The following is a 19,249-nucleotide window of genomic DNA, read 5'->3' as shown; positions in this document are numbered from 1 at the left end:
TATGCCGAGGTTGATCGATCTGATCCGGGCCGGCCACAGGATCGAACGGCATCATCCATGGCCGCGCGCCGTGGTGGACGGCGAAACCTGGCGCACCGCCGCTCACGCATTTGCGGATGGCGGCCTGAGCCTGCTCGGACTGTGGGGTGAGCCGTCGCGCGTGCACATGGCCATCCTCGACGACCGCACGTCCGATATCGGCGTGATCAGCCTGGATTGTCCCGATCGCCAATTTCCTTCGGTCGCGGCCCATCATCCGCCGGCGCTTCGATTGGAGCGCACCCTCCACGACCTGTTCGGATTGCAGCCCATGGGCACACCGGATCCGCGTCCCTGGCTCGATCATGGCCGTTGGCAAACGCGCTTCCCGCTGGGTGAACGTCACGATGCATCAGCGGACGCAGCGCCTTATCAATTCCTCCCGGCCGAGGGGGACAGCCTGCATCAGATCGCGGTCGGTCCGGTGCATGCCGGCATCATCGAGCCCGGGCATTTCCGCTTTACCGCGAGCGGAGAGACGGTGGTCCGCCTCGAGCAGCGGCTCGGCTACACCCACAAGGGCGTCGAAGGGCTGATGGCCGGAAGCACCGTCGAGCAGGCCGCGCGGCTTGCCGGCCGGGTCTCCGGCGACAGCACGGTCGCCTATGGGCTGGCATTCGCGCTAGCCGTCGAGGCCGCGCAACGGATTGCCGTGCCGCCGCGCGCGCTGTTGCTGCGCGCGCTGATGGCCGAGCTCGAGCGACTGGCCAATCATCTCGGCGATATCGGCGCGATCTGCAACGATGCGTCATTTGCGCTGATGCAGGCGCATTGCGCCGTGCTGCGCGAATCCGTGCTGCGCGCCGCCGACGCTGCATTCGGCCACCGCCTGATGCGCGACCTCGTCGTTCCCGGCGGCGTCGCGCGCGATATCGCCGGCGATGGAGCCGACGCAATCCGGGCCGTACTCGACCAGATCCGCCGGCATTTCCCTGCGCTGGTCGAGCTCTATGACAACACCGCCTCGTTGCAGGACCGCACCGTCAGCACCGGCATCGTGACTCTAACGCTCGCCCGGCAATTCGCCGCCGGTGGTTATGTCGGGCGTGCGAGCGGCCGCGACCATGACGCCCGACGCAAGCCCGGCTATCTCCCCTATGATGGCCTCCGTTTCGAAGTCCCCGTCCTCAGCGACGGCGACGTCAACGCCCGGGTCTGGATCCGGATCCGCGAGGTTGAGCAGAGTCTTGCGCTGGCGTACCAGATCCTCATTGGCCTCGAGGCCGGTCCGGTGAAAGTGCCGCTGCACAGTGCGGCAGAGCCTTGCGAGGGCATGGCCCTCGTCGAAGGTTTCCGCGGCGACATCCTGGCCTGGCTGCGCCTGAACGGCGATCGGATCGAGCGATGCCATCTGCGCGATCCGTCGTGGTTTCAGTGGCCGCTGCTCGAGGTGGCCATCGAAGGCAACATCGTGGCGGACTTCCCGCTCTGCAATAAGTCGTTCAACTGCTCCTATTCCGGGCAGGATCTCTGAGGGCTTGAGGCGATGCGCAAACTTCTGTTCCAGAGCCTGTTTCGCCAGCCATTGACGGAGCAAGCGCCGCGCCCCGATGACGCTGCGCTCGCGGAGCTCGCGACCATGGTCGGCCGCACCGCACGACGACGCCTCGGCCGCAGCCTCTCGATCCGCGAAGTCGATGCGGGCTCGTGCAACGGATGCGAGCTGGAAATACACGCGTTAAGCAATGCGTATTACGACGTCGAACGGTTTGGAATCCGGTTCGTCGCCTCGCCCCGTCACGCCGACGTGCTGCTGGTCACGGGTCCGGTCACCAAGAACATGCGCGAGGCGCTGGAGCGCACATACCGTGCAACGCCCGATCCCAAATGGGTCGTCGCTGCGGGCGATTGCGCAAGGGATGGCGGATGCTTCGCCGGTAGCTACGCCGTGGTTGGCGGAGTCTCCACCGTTGTTCCGGTCGATCTCCATATTCCGGGTTGCCCGCCTTCGCCGATCGCCATCCTGCGTGGCCTGGTGACCTTGCTCGAGGCGGTCGACGCCGGGGCCACGGCAAGGTGAAAGCACGGAAAGAAGCGAGCACCTCCGCCCGCACCGTGGGCGAGGCCGCTAACCGCTGTCGCGCAGCACCAGCTCGAAGCCGAGATCGACGCGGCGCTCGCCGCCGCGCTCCAGCGTGAGCGTCGCCGCGGTGCGGCCGATCGCGTCGCCATGCACGCTGATCGTACTCAGGGTCGGCGAGATCAACTGGCCCATTTCGAGATCGCCGAGCCCGATCACGGCGACCGGCTGCGCCGATGCAGGCCCGTCGCGCAGCAGCCCGGCCTTGCGCAGCCCGGACATGAAGCCGATCGCATGCGCATCGTTGGCGGCGAACACCGCGTCGACATCGGGCAGGCGTGCATGCGCCGCCACGCTGCCGGAATCCTTGCGGTCCAGGATCAACCGGCGCGGCTCGGCGAGGCCGCTGGCCAGTGCCTCGTCCCTGAAGCCGAACCAGCGGCGCGTCCCGCGCGGATCGTCGCCGCCGATGAAGGCGAGCTGCTTGCGGCCCTGCGCGACCAGATGCTTCGCGACGGCGACACCAGCCTTGTAATTGTCGAAGCCCGCGACCGCGTCGATCGGGTTTGCCGGCAGATCCCAGGTCTCGACGATTGGAATGCGCGCATTGCGCAGCAGGCGGCTGCCCTCCTCGGTCGCCGGCGAGCCGACCATGATGATCGCCTCGGGCCGCCGCGACAGCAGCGCCGCCAGCATGCGGTCCTCGCGCGCCGCATCATAGCGAGACTGCGCCAGGATCACGGAGAAGCCGAGCGGCTCGAGCTTGTCGGACAGGCCCTGCACCGTGTCGGCGAAGATCGCGTTGGCGATGGTCGGCACCAGCACGCCGACCGAATTGGTCCGCGCGCTCGCCAGCGCGCCCGCCACCAAGTTCGGGACATAGCCGAGGTCGCGCATCGCCCGCTCGACCCGCGCCCGGGTCTCCGGGGCAACCAGGTCGGGCATCCGCACCACCCGGCTCACCGTGATCGAGGAAACGCCGGCGCGCTTGGCCACCTCTGAAAGGGTGGGCGCGGCACCGGCCGGGCCGGTCCCGGGGGCGGTCAGTTCGGAGCTCATGGGGCGGAGCCTGCCCGATTCCGGGTTGCCAAGCCACGATGTTAGCGCTAGCATCGTGTCATGTTAGCGCTAACATGGAACAAAAAAGGGAGAAACGGCATGATTTCGGACGAGCAGGCCCAGGCTTACAAGCGCGACGGGGTGATCGTGGTCCCCGAGGTGCTCAACCAGGAGACCTTAGCCAAGGTGCGCACGGTGCTCACCGAGCTGGTGGCCGGCGCCGCCAGTGTGAGCGAACACACCGACGTCTACGATCTCGAGCCGGGCCATACGCCGGAGACCCCGCGCGTCCGCCGCATCAAGGCGCCGCACAAGGTGCATCCGATCTTCGACGAGATCGTGCGCAGCCCGGCCGTGATCTCGATCCTCACCAAGCTGATCGGCCCCGACCTTCGCCTGCACGGCTCCAAGCTCAACATGAAGTCGGCGCAATACGGCTCGCCGGTCGAGTGGCATCAGGACTGGGCGTTCTATCCGCACACCAATGACGACATCCTCGCGATCGGCGTGCTGCTCGACGATTGCGATATCGAAAACGGTCCGATGCTGGTGACGCCTGGGTCGCACACCGGCGACACGATGTGGGACCATCACGGCGAAGACGGCCACTTCGCAGGCCTGATCGATCCGGACCAGATCGCGAACGACATCAAGCGCGCGGTGCCCTGCATGGGCAAGGCCGGCAGCATGTCGTTCCATCACGTGCGCGCGCTGCACGGCTCGGCGACCAACACATCGAACCGGCCACGCAACCTGCTGCTCTATGAAGTGGCCGCCAGCGACGCCTGGCCGCTGATGGGCGTGAAGGACTTCGACGAGTTCAACAGCCGCCTGCTGGCTGGTCCGCCGGTGGTCGCACCGCGGCTCACCGACGTGCCGGTGCGCATGCCACTGCCGCCGGCGAAACGGCAGGGATCGATCTACGAGACACAGTCGGCGTCGAAGAAATCCTACTTCACGCGCGCCGCCTGAGACCAGAGACAATGCCCGCGGCCAGGCCGCGGGCATTGCTGCTTTCACGAGCACGATCCCCCGCGACAACGCAGAACGCGTTTGCGCGGAGATCGTGCCCGATCAAGACGACCATAAAAACAGACATAACGGGGAAACGAATGACCGAGATGGCAAGAGATGGCGCTCGCACATCGCGCCTGCGTGTGATCCTGGCCGCAAGCATCGGCTCCGCGCTCGAATGGTACGACTTCTTCCTCTACGGCACCGCAGCGGCGCTGGTGTTCGGCGAGCTGTTCTTTCCGAAGAGCGATCCGGTGGTCGGCACGCTGTTGTCGTTCCTGACCTTCGGTGTCGGCTTCGTGGTGCGGCCGTTCGGCGGCCTGTTGTTCGGCATTCTCGGCGATCGCTATGGCCGCAAGCCGGTGCTGGTCGCCACCCTCCTGATGATCGGCATCGGCACCACCGCAATCGGCTTCCTGCCGACTTATGGGCAGATCGGGATCTGGGCGCCGCTGCTGCTGGTCGCGATGCGTGTCATCCAGGGCCTTGGCGCCGGCGCCGAATATGGCGGCGCGGTGATCTACCTGGTCGAGAACGCGCCGCCGAAACATCGCGGCTTCTGGGGCGGCTTCGCGCCGCTCGGCGTCTCCGTGGGCAATCTGCTTGCGGCCGGCGCCTTCGCGCTGGTGACCATGCTGCCGCGCGAGGATTTGATGAGCTGGGGCTGGCGCCTGCCCTTCCTGGCGAGCTTCCTCCTGATCGTGGTCGGCATCTTCGTTCGCATGCGCATCACCGAGACGCCGGTCTACACCGAGGCGGTGGTCGCGCGCGGCAAGGTCGAGAGCAATCCGGCGATGGAGGCGTTGCGACGGCACCCGCGCAACTTCTTCGTCGTGCTCGGCGCCCGCATGGCCGAGAACGGGCTCGGCTATTTCTTCCCGGTGTTTGGTCTCAGCTACGTGATCACAACGCTCGGCGTGCCCAAGGCGGAGGCGCTCAGCGCGCTGATGCTGGCATTCACGGTCGAGCTGTTCGCGATCCTCGGCTTTGCGGCATTGTCGGACCGGATCGGACGGCGGCCGGTCTACATGTTCGGCGCGCTGGCCGGCGTGGCGCTCGCCTTCCCGTTCTTCTGGATGGTCGGCACCAAGGAATGGATCATGATCGCGCTCGCCTTCATCCTGGCGCGCGCCGTGGTGACGGCGGCGATGTTCGGGCCGCAGGCGGCGTACTTCGCCGAGCTGTTCCCGCCGCAACGCCGCTTCGCCGGCTTTGCCTTCGCGCGCGAGCTCGGTTCGCTGCTGTCGGGCGGCCCGGCGCCGTTCGTCGCCACCGCATTGGTGGCAGCCTATGGCACCTGGTGGCCGGTCGCCTGCTACGCGATGTTCCTGTCGGCCTGCACCGTCGTTGCGATCTGGATCGGGCCCGAGACCTACCAGGAGAACATCGACGCCGACGCGAGCGAACAGGCCGAGCTGCCCGCGGCGATCCCGGCGCGGGCCTGATCGGTGGCGCAGCAACTGCGTGTCCTGCAGTCGCTCTGGGCGATGGAGCGGCGGCTTGCGGATGAGGGCGAATGGCCGCTGCACACCCAGCTCGCAATGATCCGCGATGCCGGATTTGACGGCGCCGGCGTTCGCTTCATCGATCCTGCCTTCGCGCGCGAGGTGACGAGCTTCCTTCGCGCGCATGGCATGATCTGGCAGGCGCAATGCTATCCGAAGAGCGTCGACGACCTGAAGCCGGTGCTCGAGCTGGTCGCCAAGCTCGGCGCCGATCATGTCAATTTGCAGCCGGACGTTCGGCCGCGCCGGCTCGCAGATTGCATTCCCCTGCTCGAAGGCTGGCGGCGGCTTGCCGCGGAGGCCGGCGTTGCCGTGCATGTCGAGACCCATCGCGACCGCATGACGACCGACCTGTTCTTCATGCTCGATTTGCTCGACTGCTTTCCCGATCTGCGGCTCACCGCCGATCTCTCGCATTATCTGGTCGGCCGCGAATTCGCCTGGCCGGTCGACGACGTCAACCACGCGATGATCCATCGCATCCTCGACAATGCCTGGGGCATCCACGGCCGCATCGCGAGCCGCGAGCAGGTGCAGGTCTCGCTCGGCTTTCCGCAGCACCAGGGCTGGGTGTCGCTATTCATGGGCTGGTGGGACTACGGCATCCGCTCCTGGCGGAAGCGCGCCGGGCCCGACGCGACCCTGACCTTCCTGTGCGAGCTCGGTCCCGCGCCCTATGCCATCACCGGGCCCGACGGCAGGGAATTGTCCGACCGCTGGCAGGACGCCCTGGTCATGAAGGACATGATCCGCGCGCTGTGGGATCGTATCGCGAACGAGCCGCAAGACGCGTTCCCGCATTGATTCAAACAAGCCGCGGCGGCATCCTGAACGCCACAATCCGGAACGCCGCGAGGACCCGTGCGCGACCGCTGGGCATATCCGCTTCGATGTCTCGCCGCCGTCTCGGCCATGGCCACCTTCGCGCATACGAAGGCGGTCGCGGCAGAGCTGGCCTTGAATGTCGCGACCCTGCCGCGCGTCGCGACCATCGACCCGCGCTTTCAGTCCTACAACATCGAGATGGTCGAGGTGACCGGCGGACGGTTCTGGAAGCCCTATGCAACCGCCGGCACGCGTCGGCGTGCGGAAACGGATCGGTTCGCGGCTCGCGCTCCGATCGACCTGCACGATGGCAGACTGCGCAAGCTCGCCGCCGCCCTCTCCCCCGCCTATCTACGCGTCAGCGGGACCTGGGCCAACAGCACGTTCTTTGCAGATTCCGAAACGTCACCGACCGCGCCGCCGGCCGGCTTCAACAGCGTGCTGACGCGACAGCAGTGGCGGGACGTGATCGAGTTCTCGCGCGCCATCGACGCTCCGATCGTCACGTCCTTTGCGATCAGCGTGGGCGCGCGTGACGCTACGGGGCAATGGAGCCCCGAGCAGGCCCGGCACTTTCTTGACTTCTCACGATCGGCCGGCGGCCATATCGCCGCAGCTGAATTCATGAATGAGCCCGATCTGCCGGCCATTGGCGGCGCCCCTGACGGCTACGATGCCGCGGCCTACGGCAGGGATTTCGCAGCGTTTCGTGCATTCATGAAGGCAACCGCGCCTGACGTGACGATCCTCGGCCCAGGCACGATCGGCGCTGGCACTGAGGCCCACGCCCTCTTCGCCGTATCAGCAGCCGGCGTCGACGCGGTCTCCTACCATCATTATGGCGCGCCGTCGGCCCGATGCGGCGGCGATCGCACGGCAAAGCAGGCATTGTCGGACGAATGGCTGGCGCGAGCCGGCAAGAGCCTTGCCCTCTACGAGACGCTGCGCGACCAGCTTGCACCGGGCAAGCCGATCTGGCTGACCGAAACCGCAGAGACCGCGTGCGGCGGCAATCGCTGGGCTAAAACCTTCACCGACACGTTCCGTTACCTCGATCAACTCGGACGGCTGGCCAAGGCCGGCGTTCAGGTGGTGATGCACAACACGCTGGCCGCAAGCGACTATGGGCTGCTGGACGAACGAACCCATCTGCCGCGGCCGAATTATTGGGCGGCGCTGCTATGGCGACGGTTGATGGGGACCATTGTGCTCGATGCCGGTGTCGCCGAGCAATCCGGCTTCCATGTTTATGCGCATTGCGCGCGCGACATGCCTGATGGAATAGCTCTGCTCGTCATCAACAATGATCGGCGAAAACAGCGCAAGCTCATGCTGCCAGCCGCCTCGCAACGCTACACGCTCACGAGCGCTAAGCCTGCCGACGGCAATGTTCAGCTCAATGGCGCGACGCTTTTGCTTGGAGCCGCTGACGGGATCCCAGCCCTGAACGGCGACGCGGCCGTCGCCGGAACGATCGTCTTCGCACCTGCAACGATCACGTTCCTGACCGTCGCCGACGCCGGCAACGCCCTTTGCCGTTAGCGGCCTGACGTCGCCTTACGCCGCGTCGCGGCTGGCATCGGAGGATTCCGGCGGGCGTGCCACCAGATGGCCGAGCATGATGGCGGTCATCAGCCGCTCCATCTCGAGCCGTGCGGTGACATGCGACATGGTCGGCCGGCCACCGAGTGCGAGCTGGCTGACGTCGTCGATCGCGGTCAGTCCGCGCGGATAGAATTCGCGGAAGATCACGCGTTCGGCCAGGCCATCGACCAGGCGGAAATTCAGCGTCTTGGACAATTCGCTCAAGGCTTCGCCGACCAGGCGCTTGTTGCGTGAACCGAGCGTGGAGAGACGGTTGCGCAGCACCACCCACTCGAATACCGGCTGATCGTGTGCGCTGCGCTCGCGCCGCGCCTCCTCCACCATCTTCGAATAATGGCTGATGCCGGTCACCTTGAAGTCGTTCGGATCGACGGTGCCCAGCACGTCGAAATCGAGGAAGCTGTCGTTGAGCGGCGTGATCAGCGTATTCGCCAGCGAATGCGTGAACGTCGTCAGATAGGTGTCGTGGCCGGGACAGTCGATGACGACGAAATCGTGCGACCGGCCCAGCCGCTCGACGATCTCGGCGAGCGCGCTGCGCCCGAGCGTCTCGACCTCGCTGCTCCTGCCGCTCACCGTCTCGAAGCACATATGCGCGGGAATGCCGAGATCCAGCGAGGTTTCCCGCGCCCAGTCCCGCCGGTTCTCGACGTAGTGCGTCAGCGACTTCTGCTTGTTGTCAAGATCGATGGTGGCGACACGCTGACCCGCCTTGATCAGCGCGATGGCGACGTGCATGGCAATTGTCGACTTGCCAGAGCCGCCCTTGTTATTTCCGACAACTACTACTCGTGCGTTTGTCATGGGAATCCATACCGGACGCTTGAGTGAAAGCAGGACGAAACAGAATTTAATGAATGGATTCGAATCTCCCTGATTCGACGAATCTCGACAAGAGTCGTCGCACGATCGGCGTAATTGAAATTGATGCGGCTGCGACAACATTGTCACAACCGCAATCCGGGCACGTATCGTGAACGCAGCGAGCGCCGCTGCGGCGAGCGCCCCTGCTACTAGCGCGCCCTGGGACTAACGTCCCTGAAACACCGCCGCGCGGCGCTCCACGAAGGACTTGATGCCCTCGGCCGCATCTGATGTGTTGAGCACGCGTTCGCGGATCTGCGGGATGATCGCGATCGCCGCCTGCTCGCCGGCCTCGATGAACTTGCGGCCCGCCTCCTTGGTCACCTGGATTCCAAGCGGCGCATTGCGTGCGATGATCTCCGCGAGCGCCATTGCACGCTCGACCTGCTGGCCCGCCGGCACGACTTCCTGCACGAGACCGATCCGACGCGCCTCGGCGGCGCTGAACTCGTCGCACAGCAACAGGTGATACATCGCATCGCCCCACCCGGCGCGGCTGATATAGCGGAAATGCGCGCCCGCCAGCGGCGCGATGCCGCGCTTGGCTTCCATCTGGCAGAAGCGGCTGTCGTCCGCAGCGATCACGATATCGCCGGCCAGCATCATCTCGATGCCGACGGTGAACACAATACCCTGCACCGCCGTGACGATCGGCTTCCGGCAGCGCTTCGACAACCCGAACGGGTCGACGTTGCCCTCCGGTAGCGGCTTGCGCGTCGCCGTCGGACCGAAGAACTTCGGCATGTCGAGCCCCGCGGTGAAACTGCCGCCGGCGGCGCAGAGCACGCCGACCCAGAGGCCATCGTCATTGTCGAGCAGCGTCAATGCGTCGGAAAGCTCAGCCATCATCTCCGGACTGAAGGCATTCTTCTTCGCGGGATTGTCGATGATGATCTTGAGGATGTGGTCGTGCCGCTCGTGGCGGACCCGCCCTTCGCTCGCGCTGCCGGACATCTGTTCCTCCCTGCTTTGTGACTGAATAATTTCTGGATGATGCTTGTCATTCAGATGCATGATGGTCATAATCCAGAAGGAGAGTCAAACAGGGACCAGGCGAGATGGGCCATTCCCAGGCCGACAAGGCCAGGAGCCGTGAGCGTATTCTGAACGAGGCTGCGACGCAGATCCGCGGCAAGGGCCTCGACGCGCTCAGCATCGGCGGCCTGATGCAGCAGGTGAAGCTGACCCATGGCGGTTTCTATGGGCACTTCGCCTCACGTTCCGACCTGATCGCCGCGGCGCTGGAACAGGCGCTGAATGCAGGCGAAGCATCGGCTCACGCGGCGCGCGATCCCGACAAGTCGGTCAATATCAACACACTGGTGCGGAGCTATCTCAGCCGCGCCCATCGCGACTCGCCCAGGTCAGGCTGCGCGATCGGCGCGCTGATCTCGGACGTCGGCCGCGCCGATGCGCAGTGCCGCGCGGTGATGGAGCCGCACATCGAATCCTTCATCGCCAAGGTCGCCGAGACGTTCGGCGACGATGACGACAGCAGCGCAATCCTCGCGGTGAGTGCGATGGTCGGGGCGCTGGCGATCTCGCGCGTCCTCACCGACCAGAAGCGGTCCGACGCCGTTCTGCGCACCGTGCGCGACAGCATCGTCGCGATGGCATCCGACGAATGATTTCGCCCGCGTCGCGGGCACCCTGATGGAGCAAGCCATGAACGACCGATCCGCCCTCGAGCCGACCGCCGTGCAGGGAAGCGTGCTGATTGCCGGCGTCGGCGCGTCGAACGGCCTCGGCGCCGCGATTGCGCGTCGCTTTGCCTCGGGCGGCTATCCCGTCGCGATCGCCGGCCGCAACGCCGATAAGCTCGCCGCGACGGCAGCCGAGCTGGCCGCAAGCGGCGCGACGGTCGCGCATGTGGTCGGCGACGCCTCCACGGCGGCCGATGTCGCGCGCTTCGTCGCGGCGGCCGAGAGGCTCGCGCCGCTCGCGATGGCCGTGCACAATGCAGGCTCCAACCGGCCGGCACCGTTCCTAAAGGTCAGCGAGCAGCGCTTCGAGGAGCACTGGCGCGAACACGCGCTCGGCGGTTTCCAGCTCGCACAGGCCGCGATCCCCGCTCTGCTTGCGCGCGGCGGCGGCACGCTGGTGTTCACCGGCGCCAGCGGTTCGCTGCGCGGCAAGGCCAACTACTCACCGTTCGCCGCCGCCAAGGCCGCGCTGCGCGCGCTGGCGCAGAGCGTGGCGCGGGAATTCGGGCCGCAGGGCATCCATGTCGGCCATGTCGTGGTCGATGGCGGCATCGAGGGCGACCGCCTGCTGAGCATGCGTCCGCAATTGAAGGATGAGCGCGGACCGGATGGCATGCTCAACATCGCGGCCATCGCCGACGCCTATTGGGTGCTGCATCACCAGCATCGCAGCGCCTGGACGCTGGAGCTCGACCTGCGGCCGTGGGCGGAGCAGTTCTGAACGCGCTGCGCCACCCTTCTCACCCGTGAATATAGGTTGCGATCGGCCGGAATCTTGTCAGCTTATGCGGCAAGGTCCGTCGAGATCGCACCCTGTCCCGGGAGAAGGCCATGTCGCAGCCCACGCCGATCCTGCACCATTTCGATCAATCGCCGTTCTCCGAGAAGATCCGCATCATCTTCGGATTCAAGAAGCTCGCCTGGAACTCGGTGCGGATCTCGCGGATCATGCCACGGCCGGACCTGATGCCGATGACCGGCGGCTATCGCCGCACGCCGACGATGCAGATCGGCGCCGACATCTATTGTGACACCCAGATCATCATCCGCGAGCTGGAGCGGCGCTACCCGACGCCGACGCTGTTTCCGGCGGGCAATGCCGGCATGCCCTGGGCGCTCGGCATGTGGACCGACCGGCCGTTCTTCCAGAACACGGTCAATCTCGTGTTCGGCTTCATCGGCGACAAGGTCCCGCGGGATTTCATCGAGGATCGCGAGAAGTTGCGCGGCGGCAAGTTCGACGTCGCCGCCATGACCGCGGCGCTGCCGCAGATGCGCGACCAGTTCCGCGCCAATATCGACTGGATCGAGGCGCAACTCGGCGACGGCCGGCCGTGGCTGTTCGGCGAGTTCAGCCTCGCGGACGTCAGCGCCTATATGAACGTGTGGTACGCGCGACAGAGCCTCGCCACGATGGACGAGATCATGAAGTCCATGCCGCGCGTTGTGGCATGGGAGGAGCGCATCCGCGCCATCGGCCACGGCACGCGCACCGAGATGTCGTCGGCCGACGCGCTCGAGATCGCGGCGAAGGCGCGGCCGGAGTCACCTGTGTTCGGCGACCCCACGGATCCGAACGGCCGCAAGCCCGGCGACGTCGTTGCCGTGATGCCGGATGACTACGGCAAGATCCCGGTGCGTGGCGAGATCGTCTCGCTGTCGGCGCAACACATCGCGATCCGCCGGTCGGATGAGCGCGTCGGCGAGGTGGTGGTGCATTTCCCGCGCGCCGGCTTCCTGGTGGTCCCGGGCTGATTGCCGCGGGCTGCTCCGTATCGGACCTGGAAACGCTGCGTTTCGCGGCGTGACCTTGCCGGCCCGCTGAACCGGCAATAGTTCCCATTTATCTCCAACCCAAGGCTCCACAGCGCAGGCATGCGGATAAATCCGCAGCAACCCGACCTTTCGGCCTGCGTGCGATGGGTGGCCCGTGGCGGATGCTCCGCCACGCCGACAACCGGACTGACCATGACGACCTCCGTCGAATTCGGGCTCGATACGTTTGGCGACGTCACCAACGACGCCGCCGGCGCGCCGCTGCCCCATGCCCAGGTGATCCGCAACGTCGTTGACGAAGCGGTGCTGGCCGATCAGCTCGGGATCGATTTCATCGGGCTCGGCGAGCACCACCGCGCCGATTTTGCGATCTCCTCGCCCGAGACGGTGCTGGCGGCAATCGCCGCGCGCACCGAAAACATCCGCCTCGGCTCGGCGGTGACCGTGCTGAGCTCGGACGATCCGATCCGCGTCTTCCAGCGCTTCGCCACCGTCGACGCGGTCTCGAGCGGCCGCGCCGAGGTGATCCTCGGCCGCGGCTCCTTCACCGAGTCGTTCCCGCTGTTTGGCTTCGACCTCAGGCAATACAACGAGCTGTTCGAGGAGAAGCTCGACCTGTTCACCGAATTGCTCAAGCAGGAGCCGGTGACCTGGCAGGGCAAGCTGCGGCCACCGCTCAAGAGCCAGTCGGTCTATCCGCCGGTCGAGCATGGCCGGCTGAAGACCTGGATCGGCGTCGGCGGCAGTCCCGAATCGGTGGTTCGCGCGGCGCATTACGACCTGCCGCTGATGCTTGCCATCATCGGCGGCGATCCCAAGCGCTTTGCACCCTATGTCGACCTGCACCAGCGCGCCTACCAGCAGTTCGGCCGCGAGCCGAAGCCGATCGGCGTGCACTCGCCGGGCTATGTCGCCGAGACCGACGCGCAGGCACGCGAGGAGCTGTGGCCGGACTACAAGGTCATGCGCGATCGAATCGGCAAGGAGCGCGGATGGCCGCCGATGGGCCGCGACGAGTTCGTCGCCGAGGCCGAGCACGGCTCGCTCTATGTCGGCGCGCCGGAAACCGTTGCCCGCAAGATCGCGGCGACCGTCAAGGCGCTCGGCGCGGCGCGCTTCCAGCTGAAATACTCGGCGGGCCCGCTGCCGCACGACAAGCTGATGAAGAGCATCGAGCTCTATGGCAGCAAGGTGGTGCCGATGGTGCGCGAGATGCTCGCGGCATGACGCGCCAGAACCGGTACCACAAAGCAAAACCCCCGGCGTTTTCACGCCGGGGGCTCTGTTAGATCGCAATCAGATCAACCGGTATTACCAGTTGCGCTGAGCGCGAAGGAGCAACATGTAGGTGTTCTGGTCCTTCAGCTCGTAGATCGCGCCGGGCTTGCCGATCGTCGGGCTGCCGGGGAAAGCGACCGTACCAGCAAAGCTCTGGTCCAGACGGGTGTAGGTGAAGTCGGCCGAGAAGGTCAGGTTCTTCACCGGGGTCCACTGGGTCTGCGTGCCGAGCTGCGCGATGCTGTAGTCGGGGTTGCAGGACGTCAGAGCCGAACCAGCACCGAAGAAGTTGCTGAGCGAGCCACCCACGCCGTTGCCAGCCGGACCGCAGATGTAGCCCTTGGCCGTGCTGTTGTAGTTAACCTGGGCCCAGGCACCGTAGATGCTGGTGTTCCAGTTCGGGTTCCAGTTGTGCACGTAGGCACCGCGGAAACCGTAGGTCGTGATCAGCTGCTGCTGACCACCGGTCACGAAGATCGAGTCCGGCGCGCTGCCGAAGCCGATGCTCTGATAGGCACCCGGAACGTTGGTGCCGCCGAAGATGGTGTTCGCACCCGCCGAGCCGGCGAGGTCCTGGATGTTGTAGCGCGTCGCACCGTTGGTGTAGACGCCCTGCAAGTTGATGGTGTCGCCAGGTCCGGTCGGGATGTTCTTGATCGACAGAGCCAACTGACCAGCCCAGCCCCACTTGTCGTCCGGATGACCGGTCAACTCGGTGCCGCCGTAGTAGGCCACGTGGTTGTTATGCGCGGCGAACGATGCCTGGAACAGACCCCAGGCCTGATCGACGCGCAGCATCGCGACGAGATCCGGAGCGATCGTGCCAGCGTAGTCGCTGATGCCGAACACGTTGGTGTTGCCGGGAACGCCGAAGGTGACGGGCGCACCGAGGTTGACCACGCCAGCCTGGTAGTAAGCCGACTGATCCTGAGCCGACAGAGACAGCGACACGCCGTTGCCGAACTGCGCGGTGTAGGTGAACTGGTTCACACCAGTGATCGTGCCGCCGCCGCCGACGAGACCGTCGTAGTTGTTGCCCGGGTAGTTGGCCCACGGAGCCGAGAACTGCGAGACCGCCTTACCGATGGTGAAGCCGGCGAACTGGATGAAGGCGTAGTAGACGCCGACCGTACCAGCGGCGACGTTACCGGAGCCGGCATTGTTCGGAGCCGAAACCGCGCCGATCGGCGAGTAAACGGTCGCGCCGTTGCCCTGACCGGCATAGCTGTCCGAGGTCCAGGAGAACGTCGCATCGAAGAACGTGCGGACCACGCCGTATTCGGTCGCGGTGCGCGTATCGATGTTCAGGTCTTCACGAGAGCGCCAGGTGTAGCCGTTGGTGAAACGGTTGTTCGCACCGCCAGCACCCGAGGTGTTGCCGGTGTGGTCCGAGTTGGTGTTCGCCAGAACGTCGACGCGCAGGTAGCCGCCCAGCTTGATACAGGTGTCGGTGCCCGGGATGTAGTAGAATCCGGGACCATACAGGGAGCAAACCTTCACGTACTCGACCGCTTTGGCCTTGACGGGAAGATCGGCCGCCTGAGCTCCGCCGACCGCGACGAGAGCCGCCGCCGAGCCGAGGATAAGGCTCTTAACCATCTTCATGTTAAACCTCCAAGTTGCTCTATCTCAGGGAAGGTTCCGGATCCGCCGGGTAGAACACCCTCAGGTTGGTTCCCTTGTCCCTTAAATCCCCGCTTAGTCGCTTCGCGCCTTCGGACACACCCGCATGAACGCGAGGGACTTAAGCGAACCACCTAGAACGGGACGACCTCGGGATGCCCCCCTCCGTCGTAGTTCCATATGAGACAGAAGGCCCCCGATCACGCAACAAAAGACCGCTCGGTTTGTGGCGAGTTGCGGCTGTTTTCGGGCAAATGTTGCACAAATATCACGGGCATTTGAACTGCGACACTTCGGCAAGCAATTGAAATACAATACGAATATTTCAGTTACCGTTATCGGTCACAAGATCGGGCAACACCGCGGGGAACGGTGTGCAAAACGGGTAGTCGTACGGAGAAAGCGAAAACCGGAGCCGGCTTCGGCAGAGCTGATTCCGGTATCCGCGCACGGCATTTCGGCCCAAAACGCCGCGATTTGAACAACATAACCCGCCCCAAATACCGTCGACTCGCGCCTGGAAGGGGGCTTTCCGATGGCTCGGAGCAGGCCGAATGACGGCGGGCGGTTTGCCACCCATGTGCAGTAACGATGCTACATGTCACTGGGATGTCAGCGCGCAGAATCGATCGATTTGTTCTCCGCAGCCCCGACGCGCTGAAACATCTCTACTGTGCGCGGCGCACCCGCAAGGCTCGTCTCCGACGGAGCCGCGTCGCACTCACTCGTCCAGAATGTCCAGGAGATCCTCGATCCGCTCGAAAGGCGGCTCGTGTATGTTGTCCGAATAGAACACGCGATCGCCGTCGCGCTCGAGCGATCGTGCCCTGGATTTCGGCAGCCTCCCCGGAAGGAACGTCGCCGCGACCGCCTCCGGGCCGACATCGAGCCTCACGATGCCGCGCCGCTTGCAATCGATCCTGAGCCTCGCCGCGGCGAAGAAATCCCGACCGGCGGAGGGCAGCCCGCCGAAGCGGCGCGAGGTCTCTTCCTCGAGATCTTCCAGATCGTCTTCGCTCCGGCACCTCGCGGCACGGCCATAGATTTCAAGCCGCACGGATTCCGATTGCACATAGCTCCTGGGCAGCAAATCCGCGAGCGGAAGGTTGAGATCGGGCACCCACATATCGGCGGACCGGTCGTTGGTCTTCTCCGAGGCTTGCTTGAGAAGGTGGCTGTAGAGCACCGGACCGAAAACCTGCACGTGGCCGGATTGCCGCTCCGAAAGCAGATCCCCGGCGCCTCGGAGGTCGAGATCCCGCTCGCTGATCGCAAAACCGGCGCCCGGTCTGCTGAACTCCTCCAGAACGGCCAAACGCCTCCCGGATTGTTCCGAACTGGATTCGGTCAGCATGTATGCGAAGGCGCGTGTCCCGCCGCGTCCCACCCGGCCTCTGAGCTGGTGGAGCTGCGCCAGACCGAACTTTTCCGGCCAGCAGACCACGATGGTATTCGCCCTCGGGATGTCGAGACCGCTTTCCACGATGTTGGTCGCCAGGAGGACGTCCGCCTCGCCTTCGACGAAGCTCATCATTCGATCGTCGATTTCGTCGGCGGGTAGCTTGCCATGCAGGCAGACGATGCGGAGCTCCGGGGCCATCGACTGCACGCGCGCCAGCATCGGATCCAGATCCTGGATGCGCGGAGAGATCAGAAAGCTTTGCCCGTGACGTCGCTGCTCGCGCAGCAATGCTGCGGCGATGGCGGCGTCCGAGAGCGGAGCGATCTTGGTCGCGACCGGAAGCCGATGAACGGGCGGGGATGCGATCACGCTCAGCTCCCTGAATCCCGCAAGGCCCGCCGCAAGCGTGCGCGGGATCGGCGTGGCACTCATCCACAGCGTATGGGCGCCCTTCGCCAGCCCTGAAAGCTTCGCCTTCTCCGCCGCCCCGAAGTGCTGTTCCTCGTCGATGATGACCAGACTCAACTTGGCGAACTTCACGTCCTTCGATGCGATCGCCTGCGTGCCGACCACGACCTTCATTTTTCCGCTTCGCAGGCCCTCCTTCGTCTCCTTCATCTCCGCAGCCGACGTCGCCCGCGACAGGCTTCCCACTTCGATGCCAAGCGGGGCAAACCGTTTGCGGAAGGTTGCGACGTGCTGCCTTGCCAGAACAGTCGTCGGCACGACCACGGCGACCTGCTTGCCAGACAGGGCAACGGCCGCCGCCGCGCGCAATGCCACCTCGGTCTTGCCAAATCCGACGTCGCCGCAGACGACCCGATCCATCGGATGACCGGACGCAAGATCATCCAGGACGTCGCGAATTGCCTTCGCCTGGTCGACGGTCGTGAAATAGGGAAAGCGCGCGACGAACCGCTCATATGCGGGACCGGGAGCGACCAGCTTGGGAGCGCGCCGGCGGCGCCGTTGCGCGATGTGTTTGGCAAGCGCCTTGGCGGCAGTTTGAATTTCCTGCTCCGCCTTGGTACGGCGCGTCCACCACGTACTGCCATCGGCCCTGTCCAATGCCAGCTTGCCGAGCTCCGCGGCATACGGCCAGATCAGCGCAAGATCTGCCGGCGGAACGAGGACGGCATCATCCCCGGCAAAGGCCAGCCTGATCATCTCGCGCGATGATCCCTTCCCCATATCGAGGGTCTGCAAGCCATCGAGCACGGCCAGCCCGCGCTGCAGATGCACGACGACCGCGTCGCGCTCCGGCACGTCGGGATGATCGAAAGCCGAACTCCAGGCTCTCGCCATCGGCTGCGGATGATGCGCCCTGCTGCCGAGCACGTCGGTCGCCGTCACGACGACGAGCGGCTTTCGCCCTGAGCCGATGAAGCCGGTGTCGAAGTCGGCCAACAGCGCGCCTTCGCCGCCCCGCCCTTTCGCCGCCTCGTTCCAGTCGGCGAAACGCTCCGCCTTGATCCCGCTCATTCGCTCCATCGCGCGCAGATCGTCCTCGACCGCCGCGACAAAGAGCAGCCGAGATCCGCTGCGCTCCGTGTCGGCGACAAATGCGCGAAGAGCTTTCCGCGACGAGGCGACCTTCGAGAAGTCAGGCGTGGCGATGAAGGCCGCCTTTCGAGGCAGCGAGCTCATCCGCTTGGTCAGCCGTTTCCAGTCAGCGGGCCCCAGATATTCGCGCTCAGCCTCCCTGCGGCCGGCCGCCTCCTTGATCGTGCTCAGCCAGCTATCGGCGTGGCCCGAAACGCCTGCGTCCGCGATCCAGTGCGCGCGCTGGCAATAATCCGGCAGCGCCGCCCGCTGTACCCGCTTGCCTCCCAACGCGATCCGTTCGGACATCGGGTCGATGTGCAGTTCCTCCGCGTCGAACACGACGTCGTGCTCGTCCGGATCGACGCCTGCGATTCTGCGGATCACGCCACCGGAATGCTCAATTCTGAACGGCCCCAGCGCGCCGGCGGGAAATACCTCGAACGTCATTCCGTGGAACAGAGCGCTGCCGGGATAATCCGCCTCTTCGTCGAGATCGTATCCCAAAGCTTCCAGACGATCCTTGAGTTCCTGCTCGGAATAGCCCGCCCCTACCTTCAGGCTGATGCTGAGGCGCGCCGAGCTGGCGGGCAACGGCAACCGCTCCATGATCGCTTCCGCCGTCGACACCAGGAACACCGGCTTCTTGCTCCTGGCGAGGCGCCTCAACACCGAACTGCGCCTGCCGGCGATCTCTCGTGACGGCTCCAGCCCATCAAAGGGCAAGGTATTCAGCCGCGGGAACACCAGCACCTCGACCGAGGGATCGAGCGAATGCAGCACGCTGCCGAGGCGCTCGGCCCTGTTCTCGCTTTCCGCAAGGAAAACGATGCCGTCCCGCCCGGACTTCTTCCATTGCTCGAGAAGATGGAGCGCCAGCATGCCAAGCGGTGAGGAAGACGAGATCCCGGAACGCGCCGATCCCTTGCTTTTCTTCTTCGCGCCAGCAGCAGCGCGGGCCTTCTTGGTATTCGCCACGTCAGATCCGTCGTTA

At 65.2% G+C, this 19,249-nt stretch carries 15 protein-coding genes; 10 read left to right on the top strand and 5 right to left on the bottom strand.

The genetic code is table 11. The annotated features are described in order from the left end of the window. Position 1: 1 nt before the first annotated feature. Complete coding sequence (locus QJT82_RS11970; protein ID WP_028339464.1) at positions 2-1,513, top strand: NADH-quinone oxidoreductase subunit C; 1,512 nt, start codon at positions 2-4, stop codon at positions 1,511-1,513. A 12-nt stretch (positions 1,514-1,525) separates the two neighbouring features. Beyond that, complete coding sequence (locus QJT82_RS11965) at positions 1,526-2,059, top strand: NADH-quinone oxidoreductase subunit B family protein (protein WP_028339465.1); 534 nt, start codon at positions 1,526-1,528, stop codon at positions 2,057-2,059. 48 nt (positions 2,060-2,107) lie between these two features. Here the strand turns inward: QJT82_RS11965 and QJT82_RS11960 are convergent, their stop codons facing one another. Next, a complete protein-coding gene (locus QJT82_RS11960) occupies positions 2,108-3,118 on the bottom strand; it encodes a LacI family DNA-binding transcriptional regulator (RefSeq protein ID WP_028339466.1) in 1,011 nt (336 codons plus the stop codon). A gap of 99 nt (positions 3,119-3,217) precedes the next feature. Here QJT82_RS11960 and QJT82_RS11955 point away from each other — a divergent pair, with 99 nt between their 5' ends. From QJT82_RS11955 to QJT82_RS11940, 4 genes are all read left to right on the top strand, one after another. Continuing rightward, positions 3,218-4,090, top strand: coding sequence for a phytanoyl-CoA dioxygenase family protein (locus tag QJT82_RS11955; RefSeq protein WP_028339467.1), 873 nt, complete (start codon positions 3,218-3,220; stop codon positions 4,088-4,090). A 140-nt stretch (positions 4,091-4,230) separates the two neighbouring features. Continuing rightward, on the top strand, positions 4,231-5,577 hold the full coding sequence (locus QJT82_RS11950; RefSeq protein WP_028339468.1) for an MFS transporter: 1,347 nt from the start codon (positions 4,231-4,233) through the stop codon (positions 5,575-5,577). A 3-nt stretch (positions 5,578-5,580) separates the two neighbouring features. Further along, a complete protein-coding gene (locus tag QJT82_RS11945) occupies positions 5,581-6,441 on the top strand; it encodes a TIM barrel protein (RefSeq protein ID WP_028339469.1) in 861 nt (286 codons plus the stop codon). Positions 6,442-6,498: 57 nt separating this feature from the next. Then, positions 6,499-8,004, top strand: coding sequence for a hypothetical protein (locus QJT82_RS11940; RefSeq protein ID WP_028339470.1), 1,506 nt, complete (start codon positions 6,499-6,501; stop codon positions 8,002-8,004). 15 nt (positions 8,005-8,019) lie between these two features. Here QJT82_RS11940 and QJT82_RS11935 read toward each other — a convergent pair whose 3' ends face one another. Both QJT82_RS11935 and QJT82_RS11930 read right to left on the bottom strand, forming a co-directional pair. After that, positions 8,020-8,871: a division plane positioning ATPase MipZ gene (locus QJT82_RS11935; protein ID WP_259244486.1), complete on the bottom strand. Its 852-nt coding sequence runs from the start codon at positions 8,869-8,871 to the stop codon at positions 8,020-8,022. A 225-nt stretch (positions 8,872-9,096) separates the two neighbouring features. Then, complete coding sequence (locus QJT82_RS11930; protein WP_028339471.1) at positions 9,097-9,885, bottom strand: crotonase/enoyl-CoA hydratase family protein; 789 nt, start codon at positions 9,883-9,885, stop codon at positions 9,097-9,099. Between the two features lie 104 nt (positions 9,886-9,989). Here QJT82_RS11930 and QJT82_RS11925 point away from each other — a divergent pair, with 104 nt between their 5' ends. From QJT82_RS11925 to QJT82_RS11910, 4 genes are all read left to right on the top strand, one after another. Further along, entirely contained in the window at positions 9,990-10,559 is a 570-nt protein-coding gene (locus tag QJT82_RS11925; RefSeq protein ID WP_028339472.1) for a TetR/AcrR family transcriptional regulator, read from the top strand. 37 nt (positions 10,560-10,596) lie between these two features. Then, positions 10,597-11,355, top strand: a complete 759-nt coding sequence (locus QJT82_RS11920) for an SDR family NAD(P)-dependent oxidoreductase (RefSeq protein WP_035631128.1) — start codon at positions 10,597-10,599, stop codon at positions 11,353-11,355. A 110-nt stretch (positions 11,356-11,465) separates the two neighbouring features. Further along, positions 11,466-12,389 carry a glutathione S-transferase family protein gene (locus QJT82_RS11915; RefSeq protein ID WP_028339474.1) on the top strand — a complete coding sequence of 308 codons (924 nt, stop codon included), beginning with the start codon at positions 11,466-11,468 and terminating at the stop codon, positions 12,387-12,389. Positions 12,390-12,602: 213 nt separating this feature from the next. Continuing rightward, positions 12,603-13,637, top strand: a complete 1,035-nt coding sequence (locus QJT82_RS11910; RefSeq protein WP_028339475.1) for an LLM class flavin-dependent oxidoreductase — start codon at positions 12,603-12,605, stop codon at positions 13,635-13,637. Positions 13,638-13,721: 84 nt separating this feature from the next. Here QJT82_RS11910 and QJT82_RS11905 read toward each other — a convergent pair whose 3' ends face one another. Then, positions 13,722-15,293 (bottom strand): porin, encoded by a 1,572-nt coding sequence (locus tag QJT82_RS11905; protein WP_028339476.1) that lies wholly within the window; start codon positions 15,291-15,293, stop codon positions 13,722-13,724. 739 nt (positions 15,294-16,032) lie between these two features. Further along, positions 16,033-19,137 carry a DEAD/DEAH box helicase gene (locus QJT82_RS11900; RefSeq protein ID WP_028339477.1) on the bottom strand — a complete coding sequence of 1,035 codons (3,105 nt, stop codon included), beginning with the start codon at positions 19,135-19,137 and terminating at the stop codon, positions 16,033-16,035. Positions 19,138-19,249 lie beyond the last annotated feature (112 nt).

This window comes from Bradyrhizobium sp. Mp19 (genome assembly GCF_029952935.1).
Taxonomy (GTDB): domain Bacteria; phylum Pseudomonadota; class Alphaproteobacteria; order Rhizobiales; family Xanthobacteraceae; genus Bradyrhizobium; species Bradyrhizobium elkanii.
Note: the sequence above shows the minus strand (reverse complement) of the source record. Positions and strands in the feature narration are given on the sequence as shown.